Source organism: Shewanella sp. SP2S2-4 (assembly GCF_031932025.1).
GTDB classification, from domain to species: domain Bacteria; phylum Pseudomonadota; class Gammaproteobacteria; order Enterobacterales; family Shewanellaceae; genus Shewanella; species Shewanella baltica.
In genome coordinates, this window is the sequence record NZ_JAUOER010000002.1 from 46,629 (window position 1) to 64,372 (window position 17,744).

At 46.9% G+C, this 17,744-nt stretch carries 11 protein-coding genes; 9 read left to right on the forward strand and 2 right to left on the reverse strand.

Features of this window, described 5'->3' with window-relative positions:
* Window positions 1–83: 83 nt before the first annotated feature.
* Together feoB and Q4Q54_RS02115 are read right to left on the reverse strand one after the other, a co-directional pair.
* Window positions 84–2,378 carry a Fe(2+) transporter permease subunit FeoB gene (feoB, locus tag Q4Q54_RS02110; RefSeq protein WP_311987508.1) on the reverse strand — a complete coding sequence of 765 codons (2,295 nt, stop codon included), beginning with the start codon at window positions 2,376–2,378 and terminating at the stop codon, window positions 84–86.
* Window positions 2,371–2,610, reverse strand: coding sequence for a ferrous iron transport protein A (locus Q4Q54_RS02115; RefSeq protein ID WP_006081114.1), 240 nt, complete (start codon window positions 2,608–2,610; stop codon window positions 2,371–2,373). The genes feoB and Q4Q54_RS02115 overlap by 8 nt, the downstream gene beginning before the upstream one ends.
* A 435-nt stretch (window positions 2,611–3,045) precedes the next feature.
* Between Q4Q54_RS02115 and Q4Q54_RS02120 the strand changes: the two genes are divergently transcribed.
* From Q4Q54_RS02120 to Q4Q54_RS02160, 9 genes are all read left to right on the forward strand, one after another.
* Window positions 3,046–4,011 carry a DmsE family decaheme c-type cytochrome gene (locus tag Q4Q54_RS02120; RefSeq protein ID WP_311987510.1) on the forward strand — a complete coding sequence of 322 codons (966 nt, stop codon included), beginning with the start codon at window positions 3,046–3,048 and terminating at the stop codon, window positions 4,009–4,011.
* 13 nt (window positions 4,012–4,024) lie between these two features.
* Window positions 4,025–6,175, forward strand: a complete 2,151-nt coding sequence (locus Q4Q54_RS02125) for an MtrB/PioB family decaheme-associated outer membrane protein (RefSeq protein WP_311987512.1) — start codon at window positions 4,025–4,027, stop codon at window positions 6,173–6,175.
* Window positions 6,176–6,210: 35 nt separating this feature from the next.
* Window positions 6,211–8,130, forward strand: coding sequence for an OmcA/MtrC family decaheme c-type cytochrome (locus tag Q4Q54_RS02130; RefSeq protein ID WP_311987513.1), 1,920 nt, complete (start codon window positions 6,211–6,213; stop codon window positions 8,128–8,130).
* A gap of 247 nt (window positions 8,131–8,377) precedes the next feature.
* On the forward strand, window positions 8,378–10,570 hold the full coding sequence (locus Q4Q54_RS02135; RefSeq protein ID WP_311987514.1) for an OmcA/MtrC family decaheme c-type cytochrome: 2,193 nt from the start codon (window positions 8,378–8,380) through the stop codon (window positions 10,568–10,570).
* 340 nt (window positions 10,571–10,910) lie between these two features.
* Window positions 10,911–12,863, forward strand: coding sequence for an OmcA/MtrC family decaheme c-type cytochrome (locus Q4Q54_RS02140; RefSeq protein ID WP_311987516.1), 1,953 nt, complete (start codon window positions 10,911–10,913; stop codon window positions 12,861–12,863).
* Between the two features lie 68 nt (window positions 12,864–12,931).
* Entirely contained in the window at window positions 12,932–13,933 is a 1,002-nt protein-coding gene (gene mtrA, locus Q4Q54_RS02145; protein WP_006081107.1) for a decaheme c-type cytochrome MtrA, read from the forward strand.
* A 12-nt stretch (window positions 13,934–13,945) separates the two neighbouring features.
* The gene (locus Q4Q54_RS02150) at window positions 13,946–16,033 is read left to right on the forward strand and encodes an MtrB/PioB family decaheme-associated outer membrane protein (protein WP_311987518.1); all 2,088 of its coding nucleotides are present in this window, start codon (window positions 13,946–13,948) and stop codon (window positions 16,031–16,033) included.
* A 228-nt stretch (window positions 16,034–16,261) separates the two neighbouring features.
* On the forward strand, window positions 16,262–16,867 hold the full coding sequence (locus Q4Q54_RS02155) for a hypothetical protein (RefSeq protein ID WP_311987519.1): 606 nt from the start codon (window positions 16,262–16,264) through the stop codon (window positions 16,865–16,867).
* Between the two features lie 172 nt (window positions 16,868–17,039).
* Window positions 17,040–17,729: a uracil-DNA glycosylase family protein gene (locus tag Q4Q54_RS02160; RefSeq protein ID WP_311987726.1), complete on the forward strand. Its 690-nt coding sequence runs from the start codon at window positions 17,040–17,042 to the stop codon at window positions 17,727–17,729.
* Window positions 17,730–17,744 lie beyond the last annotated feature (15 nt).

Consider the following 17,744-nt stretch of genomic DNA (forward strand, 5'->3'; position numbering starts at 1 on the left):
ATAAAAGCAGCCATGAAAGCTGCTTTTATCTTTGACCTAACTAAGCTGACATTTATTACTCAGTCATGTTGACTCAGTAAATCTTACTCGGTAATGATGCGGATCCCCGGAATGATCTGCTGGGTTCTTCTGCCCTTACGTTTCAGCCACTGATAAAAGGCCACTAACGCAAACAGGAAGAAGCCAATCCACAGACTCGATTGCACAGGATGCTGCGTAAAGGTTGCCGCTTGATAGACCACCGTCGCTGAACCATAGGCCAGTGAGAAAGTCCACGTTGCCGCAAATGTCGCCCAACGGGAACCAAACTCATGCACTAAAGCGCCCATCGCCGCAACACAAGGGGTATACAGCAAGATAAACAGCAAGTAAGAGAACGCCGCAATTTTACCACTGAAACCAGCTTGCAGAGCACCGAAGGTCGATGTCGCGACGCCTTGCTCTTCCGCTATCGCTTCTTTATTAGTCAAATCACCAACCGACAACTTCAGCGGATCTTCCAGATCAATTCCAAACAAGTTTGCAGGAATCGTCGCCAGAGCCGCATTAAAGCTTTCACTCAAGGGTGTCAGCTCTTCATCAGCGGGCGCAGCAGTGCTGTACAAACTGTTTAAGGTACCAACAACCGCTTCTTTAGCAAAAATACCTGTGATAATTCCGACCGTTGCTGGCCAGTTATCCTGCTCTATGCCCATAGGCGAGAAGATAGGCGTGATTTTTTGGCTCGCGACACTCAGCAAAGATGCTTGGCTGTCTTCATGGCCGAAAGTGCCATCAACACCAATGGCATTGATAAAGTTTAGTAACGTCACCACCAGCACAATGGTTTTACCCGCACCTAAAATAAAGCTCTTAGTGCGTTTACCTGTACGGACCATTACGGCTTTGAGTTTTGGCATTTCATAGCTTGGCAGTTCCATCACCACAGCGCTGCTGGTACCCGGTAACAGCGTGCTTCTGAGTAATAAACCCGTACCGATAGCGGCAAAGATACCAATTACATAAAGCAAAAATACTAAATTCTGCCCAGAATCGGGGAAGAAAGCCGCGGCAAATAACGCATATACTGGCAGACGTGCACCGCAGGACATAAATGGCGCCATCATACCCGTGACAATACGCTCACGTTCACTGCCTAAGGTCCGCGTCGCCATAATCGCTGGCACAGAACAACCAAAGCCGACAATCATAGGCACGAAAGCTTTACCGGGCAGACCGATACGGCGCATTAACCCATCAACTACAAATGCAGCGCGGGCCATGTAGCCAGAGCTTTCAAGGACTGACAAACCGAGGAATAAAGCAGCGATCACCGGAATAAACGTGGTCACGGTTTGAATACCTTGGCCAACACCACCAGCGAGAATAGTGACCAACCAAGCCGGAGAGCCCATGTTCGTCAAAAATGCGCCAAAGTGGTCGACAAACAACGCACCCGCAAACACATCGAAGAAATCGATAAAAGCGCTGCCAATATTGATGCTGAACATAAACATCAAATACATCACGAACAAGAACACAGGAATGCCTAGCATGGGATGCAATACGAGTTTATCTAATTTGTCACTGAGGGTGAGGAATCCCGACTCTTTCACTGAACCTTGAAACACTTTTTCAACGAAATTAAAGCGCGTGGTAGCCACCATCACTTCAATATCATGGCCTTGCGAAGAGATAATCTGGGTACAGGTATTCACTTCATCCTGCAGCTCAGCATTCTGACAGCTGCCACAACCTGAACCATTGCCTAACATAGCCAAGGCGCGGCCACGGCTTAATTGCGCGTCTTTGCTACAAAGTAACTGCACGCCCGCTTCAATTTGTTCATCATAATGCAGCACTAATGGCGCTTCAGAGACTCGGCCTTGCAGTAAATCGAGTACCTGCGCTTGCACTTTTTCCACATCGGCAGGATCGCGAGAGCACACACCAATCACGGGGCAGCCCAGCTCTTTGCTCATTTTCTTTAAATCGACTTTGATACCGCGTTTGACTGCAGAATCGATTTTGTTCAACACCACCACCATAGGGATCGCGAGTTCACGCAATTGGGCAGTGAGGTATAAGTGACGTTCGATGTTAGTGGCATCGACTAAATTGATAATGCCATCGACGCGTTGCTCGGCGAGATATTGCTGCGCAATTTGCTCATCGAGTGAACAATCGCAACTATTGCCCGCAGGCAGAAGATCGTAAATACCCGGTAAATCGGTCAGATAGACATCGGCACCGTTTAAGGTGAAATGACCAGTCTTTTTCTCGACCGTCACACCAGACCAGTTACCGACTTGTTGATTCGCGCCGGTTAGCGCGTTAAAGAGCGTCGATTTACCCGCATTCGGGTTACCGACTGTGACGCAATGAAACTGCTTAGTCATTCGCCTTTTCCACCTCAATGATGTCTGCCAAATCTCTGCGCATACAAAGTTTACTACCACGAATATCCAGTTCGAGACCAGAGCCCATAGGTGCGTATCGGATCAATGAAAAACGCGTATTCGGCGTGATCCCCATGGACAACAACTTACGCTTCACGGTTTGTGGTAACGCTAAACGTCCCACTTCAGAAATAATACCGCGATCACCGGGACTGAGTTCGCTTAACTTCATTACGTATTCCACCTTGCAACAGGTTCAGCTCGAAAAACTGCGCCCATTGTAACTGAGCGATGACCCTAATAACTTTACCTAGATCAAGATTTTTGACTGGTAACGATAATAGTTTTCAATTGTGTTGGGTATTATGTGACAAAAATACCAATGAATAAACGGCCAACTGAAAATAAAAATTCACGCCCAAGTGCCCAAGACGGTTATGCGATCGACAGAAGTCAAAAAGCTGTGAACAAATCCCCTGCCGAAGCAAACGTGATCAAGGTCACGCTTCCTCTATATCACCAGTAAAATCATCCCTCTTTACAGTGAAAAGACCAATGAATGTTAAGCGCCTGTCACACATTTGTTCTAATATTAACCAAGTTTAATAAGCTAAATTAGTAATGTCGAAAGCGTCAAAATAACAAATATAAATGCACTCGGGAAAAGATGAACATGGAAATAAGGCTAAAGTTCAAAAGCATAGCTAATGCTATGCTATGTATTTTGTTATCAATCGTGAGTATTTCGGCCTCGGCGACACCTTGGGATGACAAAAAACCAGAGGAAGTCGTCGCGACATTAGACAAAAAATTCGCCGAAGGTAAGTATTCCGCCAAAGGGGCTGACACTTGCCTAATGTGTCACAAAAAAAGTGCCGTGGTCATGGCCATTTTTGATGGGGTTCATGGTAATCCCAATGTAAAAGCTTCCCCCATGGCTGATTTGCAGTGTGAAGCCTGCCACGGTCCGTTAGGGAATCATAATAAAGGTGGCAAAGAGCCAATGATCACCTTTGGCGAAAACTCTCCTGTTCCCGCGCAAAAGCAAAACAGTGTTTGTATGAGCTGCCACAATGACAGTCAACGCATCGCGTGGAAAGGCAATCACCACGATAACGCCGATGTTGCCTGCGCAAGTTGCCATCAAGTTCATACCGCCAAAGATCCTATCAGCGATAAAGCCAATGAAGTCGCCATTTGTACCCAGTGCCATACCCAACAAAAAGCTGATATGCACAAACGCTCAGCGCATCCACTACAGTGGCAACAGATGGTGTGCAGTGACTGCCATAATCCCCACGGCAGTTTGAACGATTCAAGCTTGAAACAAATGAGCGTCAACGAAAATTGCTATAGCTGCCACGCCGAAAAACGCGGCCCTAAACTGTGGGAACATGCCCCCGTCACCGACAACTGTGCGAATTGCCACAATCCCCATGGCAGCGTGAACGAAGCCATGCTGATCAGTAAGCCGCCGCAGCTTTGTCAACAATGCCACGTCTCGGATGGTCATAGCAGCAATGCCTACTTTGGCAATCAAACCAATGCCTTCACTTCAGGTAATTCCTGTATGAATTGCCACGGGCAAGTGCATGGTTCTAACCATCCTTCTGGCAAATTGCTACAGAGATAACAAGGGAATGATCATGCGAACAGCTAAAATGTCTCACCCTAGTGCTTGCTTCTCACTCACTTTGTTAGCATGGGTGATAAGCAGTGTTTTGACTCAAGCACATGCCGACGGTTATGAGCTACAACAGGCGAATCGAAGTGGCATTAAGACACAGGCATGGAGCTGCAAACAATGCCAACCTAAGACAGGGCATAGTGGTAATGTCAGTGCCACTCTCGCTTATAACGATGGCGAGGACAGCCGTTTCGGTAACCGCACAGGGACAGATAATGATGGTCTCGTTGCCGCCGTCGGTGCGGATATGGTGTACAAAACACCGTCGGGTTATCAAACTCAGTTGGTCGCGGATAAGTTAGGTTTTGATGCGGGCTCAGCCAAGCTCACAACAGGAAAGCCGGGGAACTATCAAATCAACTTAGGCTATAGAGGCTTAGCTAACTATAACCATAATCAACTCAAAAGCCCTTATACCTCATCGCAAGATAAGATGTTGTTGCCCGATAACTGGATAACAGGCGGCACAACACAATCTATGCCTATGCTACAGAGCAGCCTTGTTGGCCAAGATTTAAGTATTCAACGTGATCGCTTTATGATCGGTGGTTATTATGCCGGAAAAATATCACCCGAAAGCGATAATGCCAGTCACTACAAAGCATCATTAAACTATCAACATGAAGACCGCAGCGGCGCCAAAAAGACCAGCGCTAATATACTCACCAATAGCGTCATGCTCGCCCAACCTATTGATGACAGTACCGATGAAATCGATGCCAGAGTCTATTTTAATGGCACTGGCTGGCATGCTGGCATCAATAGCCAAGTCAGCCAATATAAAAATGATCACCAAGCCATGCAATGGCAATCCGCCTACACGCCCACCTTTGGCGCGGCATACTTAGGCCAAAATGCAGTCGACCCCGACAGTAAAGCCTATCGCGTTGCCGCAGAAGCCTCTGGGGGAGCGAATGGTCAAAATGTGCTAATGCACGCAGGCTTTAGCCGTATGACCCAAGATGACACTTTTATTCCAGCCACCATCAATGGCCCATCACCTATCCTGCCTGCCGATACTTTAGATGGCCAAGTGGATATTATTGAGATGGTCCTTAAATATTCGGGCCGGATCACCCAAGACTTAAGCGTACAGGCTAGCTACAACTATCAAGACAGAGATAACAAAACGGCCAAATTAGACTTCCCACAAATCATCACCGACAGTATTAACCAAGGCACAGCTCAAAATAGCCTTTATGATAAGCGAACCAAAAAACTCGAGCTTAAAGGCAAATATCGTTTTACCTCAGCCGCCTATGCCGAAGCAGGCTATAGCCGCAACGAAAACGATTACACTGAACTCGACCGCCAATCCGTCGACGAGTCCGGCGTGTTTGCTAAACTGAGCTATCGCTATTCCCCTGCTTGGTCAGCATGGTTGAAAGGAGAAGCACTAGAGCGCGATGGCAGTGAATACGATCCCGTCACGACCACTCAAAGTCAAAGCAATCCTTGGCTACGTAAATCCTACCTTGCCGACAGAAAAAGACAAAAAGTCACCTTACACACTGATTATCAAACTGATATCGGCCTCTCGCTGGGCGCCAGCTTGCACAGTGTCGATGACGATTATCACCATACCCAAGTGGGTCTCACTCAAGTGTCCTACCTAGGTTATGACGTATCGGCCCAATATGCGCTGAGTAACGATCTTCATTTCACCGCTTTTGTTAACCAAGATTGGCGCGACTCAGATCAAGCGGGCAGTAACCGCTTTTCAACGCCCGATTGGTACAGCACTGCCGAAGAAAAATCGACTCTAATTGGGGCTGGTTTCAGTTATCAAAACCTGTTCGATAATCACCTCGACATTGGCTTGGACTACAGCTATTCCGATGGACAGAGTGATACCGAAGTCATCTACGGCATCACTAGTCCCTATGGCGACTTTTACGCCCGCAAACACAATTTGAATGCCTACGCCAAGTATAGGTTTGCCGACAGTATGTCGCTGCGCGTCGATTGGTTATTTGAGAAATATCAAGATGCTAACTGGCAAAATCAAGGCACAAGTTGGGACACGATTCCCAACGTACTCAGTTTTGGTGATATGGGCCACGACTACAATGCTCACTACTTAGGTTTGACCTTAAGCTACCAAATGTAACTTAGGCACTGACAGCGCATTCCAAGGATAGAAATATGAACAAGTTTGCAAAAATGAGCACTCAATTCAGTCTGATGCTGGCCTTAGTCTCGCTATTAAGCGCCTGTGGCGGTGATAAGGGCCAAGATGGTAATCCCGGTGAACCCGCAAAACCGCCCGCATTAATCATCACTAGCCTAAAGGTCATGGTCGATAAAGTCGCGATAACAGATGGCATTGCTCAAGTGGATTTTCAAGTGAGCAATCAAGATGATGAAGCCGTAATTGGTGTCCCATCGGCGACGTTTATTGCGGCGCAGCTTCTGCCCCAAGGTTATACAGGTGCGGGAAATAGCAGTGAATGGCAACATTTTACCGCTGAAACCTGCGCGGCAACTTGCCCAGGCAGTCTCACAGATCATAAAAACGGTCACTACAGTTACACCTTCAGCGCCACGTTTAATGGCATGAATGGGGTGACGTTTATGCCAGAAGCGACCCAAAGAATGGTGGTCAAAATCGGCGGCGATAAACTTGCCGATAACACGCCCTTGCCTATTACCAATCAACATTATGACTGGCAATCATCTGGGGATAATGTCGCTTACACCCGCAACTTAGTCACAATAGAAACCTGTAATAGTTGCCACAGTAATCTTGCTTTCCATGGTAGTAAATATAATCAAATCGAAACCTGCGTCACCTGTCATAACAGCAAAAAAGTCAGTAACCCTGCGGATATTTTCCCGCAAATGATCCACAGCAAGCATTTAACCGGTTTCCCGCAACCCATCAGTGACTGCCAAACCTGTCATGTCGATAAGGCAGAGTTAGCTGAGCAGCAAAACTGGCACAGAGTCCCAACCATGCAAGCCTGCGGCGCCTGTCATACACAAATTAATTTTCCCGCAGGCGAAGGACACCCAGTGCAGGCTGATAACAGTAACTGCGTGGCGTGCCATAATGCCGACTGGACCGCAAGCGTTCACAGTGATGAAGACAAAACCGCGGCACTGATGCAATTTAGCCCAAGCATCACCAGCGCCAGTATGGATGCCAATGGTACAGTCACCGTCGCGGTTGAATTGATGAACCCAGCTACTGGCAGCGTCTACAGCGACAGTGCCGATAAGCTAAAATTCATCAATGATTTAAGGGTATATGCCAACTGGGGAACCAGTTTTGATTATGCCACTCGCTCTGCCCGCTCGATTAAGCTGCCGGAATCCACCCCAGTGTCAGGCTCAAATGGCATTTATACCTATACGATTTCGGGCCTTACTGTGCCTGCGGGCACTGAAGCAGATAATGGCGGACTCGCGATTCAAGGCCAAGTCTGCGCTAAAGACAAAGTACTCGTTGATTGCACCACTGAACTGGCGCAAGTGTTAGTGATTAAAGCCAGCCACAGTTATTTTGATATGGCAGCATTAAGCAGTACGGGTCGCCGCACTGTTGTCAGTAATGCAAGCTGCGGTAATTGCCATGGCGATCAAAAGCTTAATATCCATGGCTCACGTAACGATCTCGGTGGTCAATGTCAACTATGTCATAACGCCAATATGCTGGCTGATGCGACGGCGACAAATCCTTCCACCACGTCGTTTGACTTTAAGCAGCTGATCCACGGTATTCACACCAGCCAATTCGCAGGTTTTGAAAACCTAAACTATCCAGGGAAAATCGGTAACTGTGCCCAATGCCATGTTAACGATACCGCGGGGATATCTACCGTCGCCCTTCCCTTAAATTCAGCGGTACAACCCCTTGCCCTCGATAACGGCACTTTTACCAGCCCGATTGCCGCTGTGTGTAGCAACTGCCATTCAGATACCAGCACTCATAACCACATGGCTCAGCAAGGTGCTGTTTTTGCAGGCACAAAAGCCGATGCAACCGCAGGAACTGAAACCTGTGCTTTCTGTCATGGACAAGGCGGAGTCGCGGACGTGTTAAAAGTGCATCCCATAAACTAAGCCTATGATGCTGGCCTAAAAGGCCAGCAACTGCAGATATAAAAGGAACTCATACTATGCAGTCATCTACTCCTAAAGAAATAGTCAGATCTCAGTCACATTACCCACCTAAAGTGACTGATTAATACCAGTGACTTAGTTAGCCTTACAGATGGAAAACTAATTCCACACATCTTATGCGGGTAATGAGATTTATTCTTATCTACCAAGCGTTTGATGATGATTACAACTATTGCAGGGAAATATCATGATGAAACGGTTCAATTTCAATGCCGCAACAAAAGCGATGTTGGGTGCCGGTTTACTCTCTCTACTACTCGCCGGTTGCGGTGGTAGTGACGGTAAAGATGGTGAAGACGGTAAACCGGGTGTTGTTGGTGTCAATATCGATACAACTCCTACACTGAAAGTAAGTTTCACTAATGCCACTATCGATGCAGGTAAGGTTACAGTCGATTTCACATTAGAAAATGCGAATGGCGTAGCAGTACTAGGCTTAAATAAAGATCACGACATACGTTTTGGTATTGCACAGCTTAGCCACGTTACAGTAGCAACTGAGGATCCAGCCAAACCCGCTGACCGCGGTTACCAATGGCAAGCTTATATCAATGCCAAAAAAGAGCCTGGCACAGTGCCTTCTGGCGTGGATAACCTCAATCCATCAGCTCAATATCAAGCCAACGTTGAAGCCGCTGCCAAGTGTGATACCTGTTTAGTGGATCATGGTGATGGTAACTACAGCTATACCTATCAAGCCAATATCGCCAATGTCACTGAACCCTTAGCGATTACCTACAGTGCTGAAGCGACTCAACGGGCAACATTAGAACTTGAATTACCACAACTTGCTGCCAACGCACATTTTGATTGGCAACCTTCTACAGGCAAAACTGAAGGTATTCAGACACGCAACGTTGTTTCAATAACAGCCTGTTATACCTGTCACCAACCAGAAAGTTTGGAGCTACACGGTGGCCGTAGAGTTGATATTGAGAACTGTGCATCTTGTCATACGGCAACCTCTGGCGATCCTGAGTCAGGTAATAGCATTGAATTTACATACATGATCCATGCTATCCACAAAGGTGGCGAACGTCATACTTTTGATGAGACAGGCGCTGAAGTACCAGCCCCTTACAAGATTGTCGGTTATGGTGGCAAAGTAATTGACTACGGCAAGGTTGGTTTCCCATTAAAACCTGCAGCGGATTGCGCAGCCTGTCACGTTGAAGGAGCGGGTGCACCAGCTAATGCCGATTTATTTAAAGCCGACTTAAGCAATCAAGCCTGTATTGGTTGCCACACAGAAAAACCGTCTGCTCACCACAGCAGCAGTGATTGTGTCGCTTGTCATAATGCAACTGAACCATACAATGGCACAGGTAGTGCAGCTAAACGTCATGGTGATGTGCTGAAAGCTTACACAGAAACTAAAGCCATGGGCATTAAGTTCACTAATGTCGGCGTGAATGACACGGGCAAAATCACTTTTGATGTCCAAGTTGTTGACAAAGATGGCAATGCCATTGATAAAGCCTTAGTAAATCAAAGCTCACGCGTTGTCGTAGCATGGGATTCTGATAAAGATTACCCAAGCTATGCTGATGCCTCTTATAGCAATCGTCGTATCGCTTTAAGTGAAGGTACCTATAATGAAGCGAATAAAACCTACTCATTAACAGGCACTAAGTTCAATTTACCCGCTGATGCAAATGGCAAAACATTCGAGCTGTGGTCAACATTAGAAGTGTGCTTCAACAATGGCGGTTATGGCGTTGCTGACGTAGCGATGACAGATTGCTCTGCTGACAGTGTAAGTAAAGTCGCGGTTAAACAAGCACCATATCATTTCGTTTGGAAAGATACAGGAGTGGACAGCACTGCCAAGGCAGCGACACGTCGCGACATTATTGATGCAACTAAGTGTCAAGGTTGTCACAATCAAGAAATCCACCACTATGACAACGGTGTAAATTGCCAAACTTGTCATACTTCAGATAAAACCTTGAAAAATGATGCCAACTATCCTGGCGGTAAGATCCCAACTAGCTTTGCGTGGAAAGCTCACGAACGTGAAGGCCATTACCTGAAATATGCGGGTGTACAATCAGGCACTGTGCTAAAAACCGATTGTGCGACATGCCATACAGTTGATAAAGCAAACGTCATTACAGGTATTACCTTAGGACGTCAGCCTGATCGCACATGGCGCTACGGTGATATCAATAATAACGGTGCCGATATTTGGGTATCTTCAGATGCAGGCGCATGTTTAAGCTGTCACCAAAAATATCTGAGTGATGCGACAAAATCTCACATTGAGACTAACGGTGGTATTTTAAATGGCAGCAGTGCAGCTGATGTGCAAACTCGTGCATCAGAAAGCTGTGCAACTTGTCATACCCCAGCTCAATTAAGTAAAGTTCACGGTAATTAAGCAGATATAACGCTCTCATTCAGAGCAATGTTTTATCGTTACTAAAGAGAGAGGTTTTACCTCTCTCTTTATATTCTTGCCATTTAAAAATCCGCTGTTTTTTTGATCTGAAATCGTTTTTACCTCTCGCTTTAAATACCTCTTTAGAAATAGAAAGATCCAAGTCACACATTAGCAAAGGCCTTGGAGATTTTAAGGTCATGTTAGGTTAGCCTTTCCTTGGGGAATTCTATTTCCAGCATCCACTTAAGTCGCTTCTAGTGACCAAAAACACAGACATAGAATCTGTTGGCTCTAGAACATAGCGTTTAAGCAATGCCAAACCTATGCAGGGAAAAAAATGATGAACGCACAAACAACTAAAATCGCACTGCTGTTAGCAGCAAGTGCAGTCACAATGGCCTTAACTGGCTGTGGTGGCAGCGATGGTAATGATGGTAATCCCGGTGAACCTGGTGGCGAACCTGCTCCAGCGATTCAAACCCTTAATTTCACGTTTGATAAATCTGTCGTCACTAACGGTGTACCGAGTGTTGAATTTACCGTGACTAACGAAGATGATTTACCTGTCGTTGGTCTCCAAAAAATGCGCTTCGCCGCAGCACAGTTGATCCCACAAGGGGCCACAGGTGCCGGTAATGCCTCACAATGGCAATACTTTGGTGATGAAACCTGTGATGTGGCAGCAACATGCCCAGGGACCTTTGTTGACAAGAAAAACGGTCACTACAGCTATACCTTCAACATGAACTTGACCGCTAACGCTAAAATCACCTACAACGATCAGTTAGCTCAACGGGTATTAATCCGCGCTTATAACACGCCGTTACCCGATGGTACTCAAGTCCCTAACAGTAACGCCTTTGTCGACTTTACGGCCGACACCGGTGCTGCAGCGACATACAGCCGCAAAATTGTTGCCACTGAAAGCTGTAATACCTGTCACCAAGATTTAGCCAATGTGAAACACGGCGGCGCGTACTCAGATGTTAACTACTGTGCAACTTGCCACACAGCTGGCAAAGTTGGCGTAGGTAAAGAGTTCAATGTTCTCGTTCACGCTAAACACAAAGACCTGACTTTAGGTTCATTGGAAAGCTGCCAAAGCTGTCATGCTGCAAACGATGCCGCGCCAGATTGGGGTAATTGGTCACGTATTCCAACTGCCGCTACCTGTGGAAGCTGTCATAGCACAGTGGACTTCGCCGCAGGTAAAGGCCATTCACAACAGCTAGATAACTCTAACTGTATCGCCTGTCATAACAGCGACTGGACTGCCGAGCTACACACAGGCAAGACTGCTGACAAGAAAGCCGTTATCGCTCAGTTAGGTATACAAGCAACACTCGTGGGTCAAACTGATGATACTGCGGTATTAACCGTCTCTATCTTAGACAAAGACGGTAACGCGATTGATGCGGCAACGGTCCAAGACAAGATTAAACGTTTAGAAACTGTCACTAACGTTGGCCCTAACTTCCCAATTATGGGTTACAACAAGAGCCCTGGTAGTGGTGCTGCGAAAATTGCTAAAGACTTAGTCAAAGATGGCGCACTGCAAGATGGCGTGACCTTAGTTGACGGCAAACTGGTTTTCACTACACCTGCCCTGCCTTTCGGTACTGGCGATACAGATACGGCCTTTACTTTTATCGGTCTGGAAATGTGTAGCACAGGTACTAGCTTAACGGCATGTACCGTTGATAGCGCAACCACCAGTATGAAAGCAGAGCTCGCCTTTGGTACTAAATCAGGCAACACCCCAAGCATGCGCCATGTTAACTCAGTTAACTTCAGCACCTGTCAAGGCTGTCACAGCGATACCTTTGAAATCCACAAAGGCCACCATTCAGGTTTTGTGATGACAGAGCAAGTATCACACGCAAAAGATGCGAACGGTAAAGCGATCGTCGGTGTTGATGCTTGTGTCGCGTGTCATACACCTGATGGTACTTATGCCTCTGGTGCTAACAAAGGCGCATTCGAGATGAAACTGCACGTGATCCACGGCGAGCAAGGTGTCATCAAAGAATGTACCCAATGTCACAACGATTTCAACCTAGATGCATTCAAAGTGAAAGGCGCGCTGGCAACATCAGCAGGTAAATACACCACGCCAATCACAGCCACTTGTACTTCATGCCACGCGCCAGAATCCATTGGCCACGGCTTAGAAAACATGGGCGCGATTGTGAACGGTGATTATGTTCAAGCTAACCAAGCGGCGCAGTCAGAAACCTGTTTCTACTGTCACAAACCCACACCAACAGATCACACTCAGGTGAAAATGTAATTTGCCCAAGCAGGGGGAGCTCGCTCCCCCTTTCTTGAATTTTGTTGGGACAAATTGGGAAGCCTATTATGAAGAACAGCCTAAAAATGAAAAACCTACTGCCGGCACTTGTCATCACCATGGCCATGTCAGCAGTCATGTCTTTATGCATCGCACCAAACGCTTATGCGTCGAAGTGGGATGCGAAAATGACGCCAGAGCAAGTCGAAGCCACCTTAGATAAGAAGTTTGCCGAAGGCAACTACTCCCCTAAAGGTGCCGATTCTTGTTTGATGTGCCATAAAAAATCTGAAAAAGTGATGGACCTGTTCAAAGGTGTCCACGGCGCCATTGATTCATCAAAAAGCCCAATGGCTGGCCTGCAATGTGAAGCCTGTCATGGTCCTTTAGGTCAACACAATAAAGGCGGCAATGAGCCGATGATCACTTTCGGTAAGCAATCGACCTTAAGTGCTGAAAAACAAAACAGTGTCTGTATGAGCTGTCACCAAGATGATAAACGTGTGTCTTGGAACGGCAGTCACCATGACAATGCCGATGTCGCTTGTGCCTCTTGCCACCAAGTACATGTGGCAAAAGATCCTGTGTTATCAAAAAACACTGAAATGGAAGTCTGTACTAGCTGCCACACTAAGCAAAAAGCAGACATGAACAAACGCTCAAGCCACCCATTAAAATGGGCTCAAATGACCTGTAGCGATTGTCATAATCCCCATGGGAGCATGACAGATTCCGATCTGAACAAGCCGAGCATTAACGAAACCTGTTACTCCTGCCACGCCGAAAAACGCGGCCCCAAACTGTGGGAACATGCCCCCGTCACTGAGAACTGTGTCACTTGCCACAATCCTCACGGCAGCGTAAATGATGCCATGTTGAAAACCCGCGCACCGCAGCTGTGTCAGCAATGTCACGCCAGCGATGGCCATGCCAGCAATGCTTACTTAGGTAACACTGGTTTAGGTTCAAACGTCGGTGACAATGCCTTCACGGGTGGAAGAAGCTGTTTAAATTGCCACAGTCAGGTTCATGGTTCAAACCATCCATCTGGCAAGCTATTACAGCGCTAAGGAGACGAGAAAATGAAATTTAAACTCAATTTGATCACTCTTGCGTTACTGGCAAACACAGGTTTTGCGATAGCGGCCGATGGGTATGGCTTAGCCAATGCCAATACAGAAAAAGTCAAAATGTCCGCATGGAGCTGTAAAGGCTGCGTCGTTGAAACGGGCACATCAGGCACTTTGGGTGTCGGCGTAGGTTATAACAGTGAAGAGGACATTCGCTCGGCGAATGCCTTTGGGACGTCAAACGAAGTCGCAGGGAAATTGGATGCTGATGTCACCTTTCGCGGTGAAAAAGGCTATCGTGCCAGCGTTGAAGTCTATCAACTGGGCATGGATGGAGGCCGTTTAGAGGTGAATGCCGGCAAACAAGGCCAGTACAATGTCAATGTGAACTATCGCCAGATTGCCACTTACAACAGCAACAGTGCCTTAACGCCCTACTCGGGTGTGGGCAGCGATAATTTAACGCTGCCAGACAACTGGGTGACGGCGGGTTCAAGCAGCCAAATGCCATTACTGATGGACAGCCTGAACGCCTTAGAACTGTCGCTCAAACGTGAGCGCACTGGGCTAGGTTTTGATTATCAAGGTGAATCGCTGTGGAGCACACATGTGAGCTACATGCGTGAAGAAAAAACCGGCTTGAAAAAAGCTTCAGGTGGATTCTTTAATCAATCTATGATGTTAGCCGAGCCTGTCGATTACACCACTGACTCCATTGAAGCGGGTATCAAGCTTAAAGGCGACAACTGGTTCACCGCACTTAACTACAATGGCTCGATTTTTAAGAACGAGTACAACCAGTTAAATTTTGACAGTGCGTTTAATCCAACCTTTGGCGCGCAAACCTCTGGCTCTATCGCCCTTGATCCAGACAATCAGTCACACACTGTATCGTTAATGGGCCAATACAACGACAGTACCAATGTGCTATCGGCTCGCTTGCTTACCGGGCAAATGAGTCAAGACCAAGCGTTAGTGACTTCAGGTTATGGTTATCAAGTGCCAACTGAAGCCCTTGATGCCAAGGTCGACCTTATCGGTTTGAACTTAAAGGTGGTCAGCAAAGTCACCAACTCACTGCGCTTAAGTGGTAGCTACGACTATAACGACCGCGATAACAATACGCAGATTGAAGAGTGGACCCAAGTCAGCATCAACAATGTCAACGGTAAGGTGGCCTACAACACCCCTTACGATAACACCAGCCAACGCTTCAAAGTGGCCGCAGATTATCGTATTACCCGCGGCATGAAACTCGATGGCGGCTATGACTTCAGACGTGACGAACGTAATTATCAAGACCGTGAAACCACGGATGAGAACACGGTTTGGGCGCGTTTCAGAGTCAACAGCTTCGAGACTTGGGATATGTGGGTTAAGGGCAGTTACGGTCAACGTGATGGCTCGCAATATCAAGCCTCTGAATGGACATCGTCTGAAACCAACAGCCTGTTGCGTAAGTACAATCTGGCTAACCGTGACAGAACCCAAGTGGAAGCACGAGTCACTCATTCGCCTATCGAAAGCCTGACCATAGATTTCGGTGCCCGTTACGCATTCGATGACTACACAGATACTGTCATCGGTTTAACTGAGTCAAAAGACACCAGTTATGATGCCAACATCAGCTATATGATCACCGATGACTTACTGGCAACCGCCTTCTATAACTATCAAATCATTGAATCTGAACAGGCGGGAAGCAGCAACTACAGCACCCCAACCTGGACAGGTTTCATCGAAGATAAAGTCGATGTTGTCGGCGCTGGCATTAGCTACAACAACTTACTTGAGAACAAGTTACGCATGGGACTGGATTACACCTATTCAGACTCCAACAGTAACACCCAAGTTAGACAAGGTATCACAGGCGACTACGGCGATTATTTTGCCAAAGTACACAACATTAACTTATACGCTCAATATCAAGCCACCGAGAAAATGGCGCTGCGCTTCGATTATAAAATTGAGAACTATAAGGACAATGACGCTGCCAATGATATCGCCGTCAATGGGATCTGGAACGTCGTAGGTTTTGGTGATAATAGCCATGACTACACAGCGCAGATGATCATGTTAAGCATGAGCTACAAGATCTAATCCTCAACGATAGACAATCCAAAAGCCCGCATCTTGCGGGCTTTTGTTTAACCGCAGCAGTCACATCCAAAGTCAGATGCAAAATCATTACATCGGCACAGATAAAAGTAAAAATCTTGAATAAGATCAGACTCTGGCGCAAAAGTCCGCCCATAAAAACCTTATTCCTTGAGTTTTAGCTCACTTTAGCGGATCTTAATTCAATCTTTTGGTTAATCCTCTGAGCACATGCGTATTTATTCTACCCTCTGCCAATCTAAGTGGTTGTCATCGCTTCCCGCCCTACTGGGACTGAGTCTATTGCCCTTACCCGCCTTGGCGTTCGACCCCTCGGGCGGCACCGCCAGCCTGTTTATCATTCTCGGCCTCGGCGGCTTTACCTTAATCAATTTATTTTTGCAGGGTTTGTTCTTTTTTGCGGGTCAGTATCGCAGCGCCGCCTTTGCCAAACGCCATGTATTAAGCGCCTTAATCGTACCGCTGATTGCCGTCGCGCTAGCCATTTATGATCACAGAGGTTGGAGTGATTTCGCCCTGAACTTAGGCATTATTTGTGTGGGGATTGGACTGATATTATTGCCGCTACAACTGTGTCAAATCGATAAACCCGCCAATAGTAATGCCGATTGGATCATCAGCCTAGGGGCATTATTCATCCTCGCCTTGAGCTATGTGATTGCCCCATTAGCCTTCTTTACCATTGTGCTGGCCCATATCTGTTTGGCTTCAAGCCCAAGTAGAGTGCCTAAACTATTAAGTTATATAGGCTTACTGTTTGGCTACAGTCTTTTTGGCTACTGGCTATATCAAACGGCGATGATGTTCCAATCCTGATTGAAAATGGATGAGCGACGATTAATGAACAACGATGAATGAGCGATGACATTTACCATTAACCACGGGCACTGACCACTGACTAAGAAAAATGTTGACTAAAACACATTGCACTAACGCGCCGGCGTCATCGCCGCTAAGCGAAACGGTATCTCCGCCCAGTTCTGCATCAATGACAGCGCTGCTGACAAAAATTAACGCTTGTACTTTATGTCAGGCTGATTTGCCCTTAGCGCCCAAGCCGATATTACAGGCCAGTAGCCAAGCGCGGATTTTGATTGCCGGCCAAGCACCAGGCGTGAAAACGCACCATAAAGGCATCCCATTTGACGATGCCAGCGGTGAACGGCTGCGCACTTGGTTGAATGTCACCCGTGAGCAATTTTACGATCCTGCCCTTTTTGCCATTATCCCTATGGGATTTTGTTTTCCGGGCAGTATCGAAAAAAACGGTAAAAAGCAGGGTGATAAACCACCGCGCCCAGAATGCGCCGCCACTTGGCATCAAGCCTTACTTGCGTTAATGCCACAAATTGAGCTAATCGTGATCCTCGGCCAATATGCCATCGATTATCATCTACCGTGTGAATCGTCCGTGGAGATAAAAGTCACTTCACCGCTCAGCAAGGTTCAAACAACCAGCAATAATGTATCGTCCAGCACCAAAGCAAAAACCATCCCCAAACTGAAACCCATCACAGTGACCCAAGCGTGCGCGCAGTGGCAGCAATATTGGCCTAAATATTTTGTCTTACCGCACCCGAGCCCACGCAATAATCTCTGGCTTAAGCAGCATCCTGAGTTTGAACGCGATATGCTACCCAGATTAAGAATGCGTATTGCATCCCTGTTAAACCTTTAACCACACTAGGCACTT

Excerpts from the sequence above, each read along its gene's own strand:
- feoB (WP_311987508.1), bottom strand. The coding sequence starts at position 2,378 with ATGACTAAGCAGTTTCATTGCGTCACAGTCGGTAACCCGAATGCGGGT.
- Q4Q54_RS02115 (WP_006081114.1), bottom strand. The coding sequence starts at position 2,610 with ATGAAGTTAAGCGAACTCAGTCCCGGTGATCGCGGTATTATTTCTGAA.
- Q4Q54_RS02120 (WP_311987510.1), top strand. The coding sequence starts at position 3,046 with ATGAACATGGAAATAAGGCTAAAGTTCAAAAGCATAGCTAATGCTATG.
- Q4Q54_RS02125 (WP_311987512.1), top strand. The coding sequence starts at position 4,025 with ATGCGAACAGCTAAAATGTCTCACCCTAGTGCTTGCTTCTCACTCACT.
- Q4Q54_RS02130 (WP_311987513.1), top strand. The coding sequence starts at position 6,211 with ATGAACAAGTTTGCAAAAATGAGCACTCAATTCAGTCTGATGCTGGCC.
- Q4Q54_RS02135 (WP_311987514.1), top strand. The coding sequence starts at position 8,378 with ATGATGAAACGGTTCAATTTCAATGCCGCAACAAAAGCGATGTTGGGT.
- Q4Q54_RS02140 (WP_311987516.1), top strand. The coding sequence starts at position 10,911 with ATGATGAACGCACAAACAACTAAAATCGCACTGCTGTTAGCAGCAAGT.
- mtrA (WP_006081107.1), top strand. The coding sequence starts at position 12,932 with ATGAAGAACAGCCTAAAAATGAAAAACCTACTGCCGGCACTTGTCATC.
- Q4Q54_RS02150 (WP_311987518.1), top strand. The coding sequence starts at position 13,946 with ATGAAATTTAAACTCAATTTGATCACTCTTGCGTTACTGGCAAACACA.
- Q4Q54_RS02155 (WP_311987519.1), top strand. The coding sequence starts at position 16,262 with ATGCGTATTTATTCTACCCTCTGCCAATCTAAGTGGTTGTCATCGCTT.
- Q4Q54_RS02160 (WP_311987726.1), top strand. The coding sequence starts at position 17,040 with ATGACAGCGCTGCTGACAAAAATTAACGCTTGTACTTTATGTCAGGCT.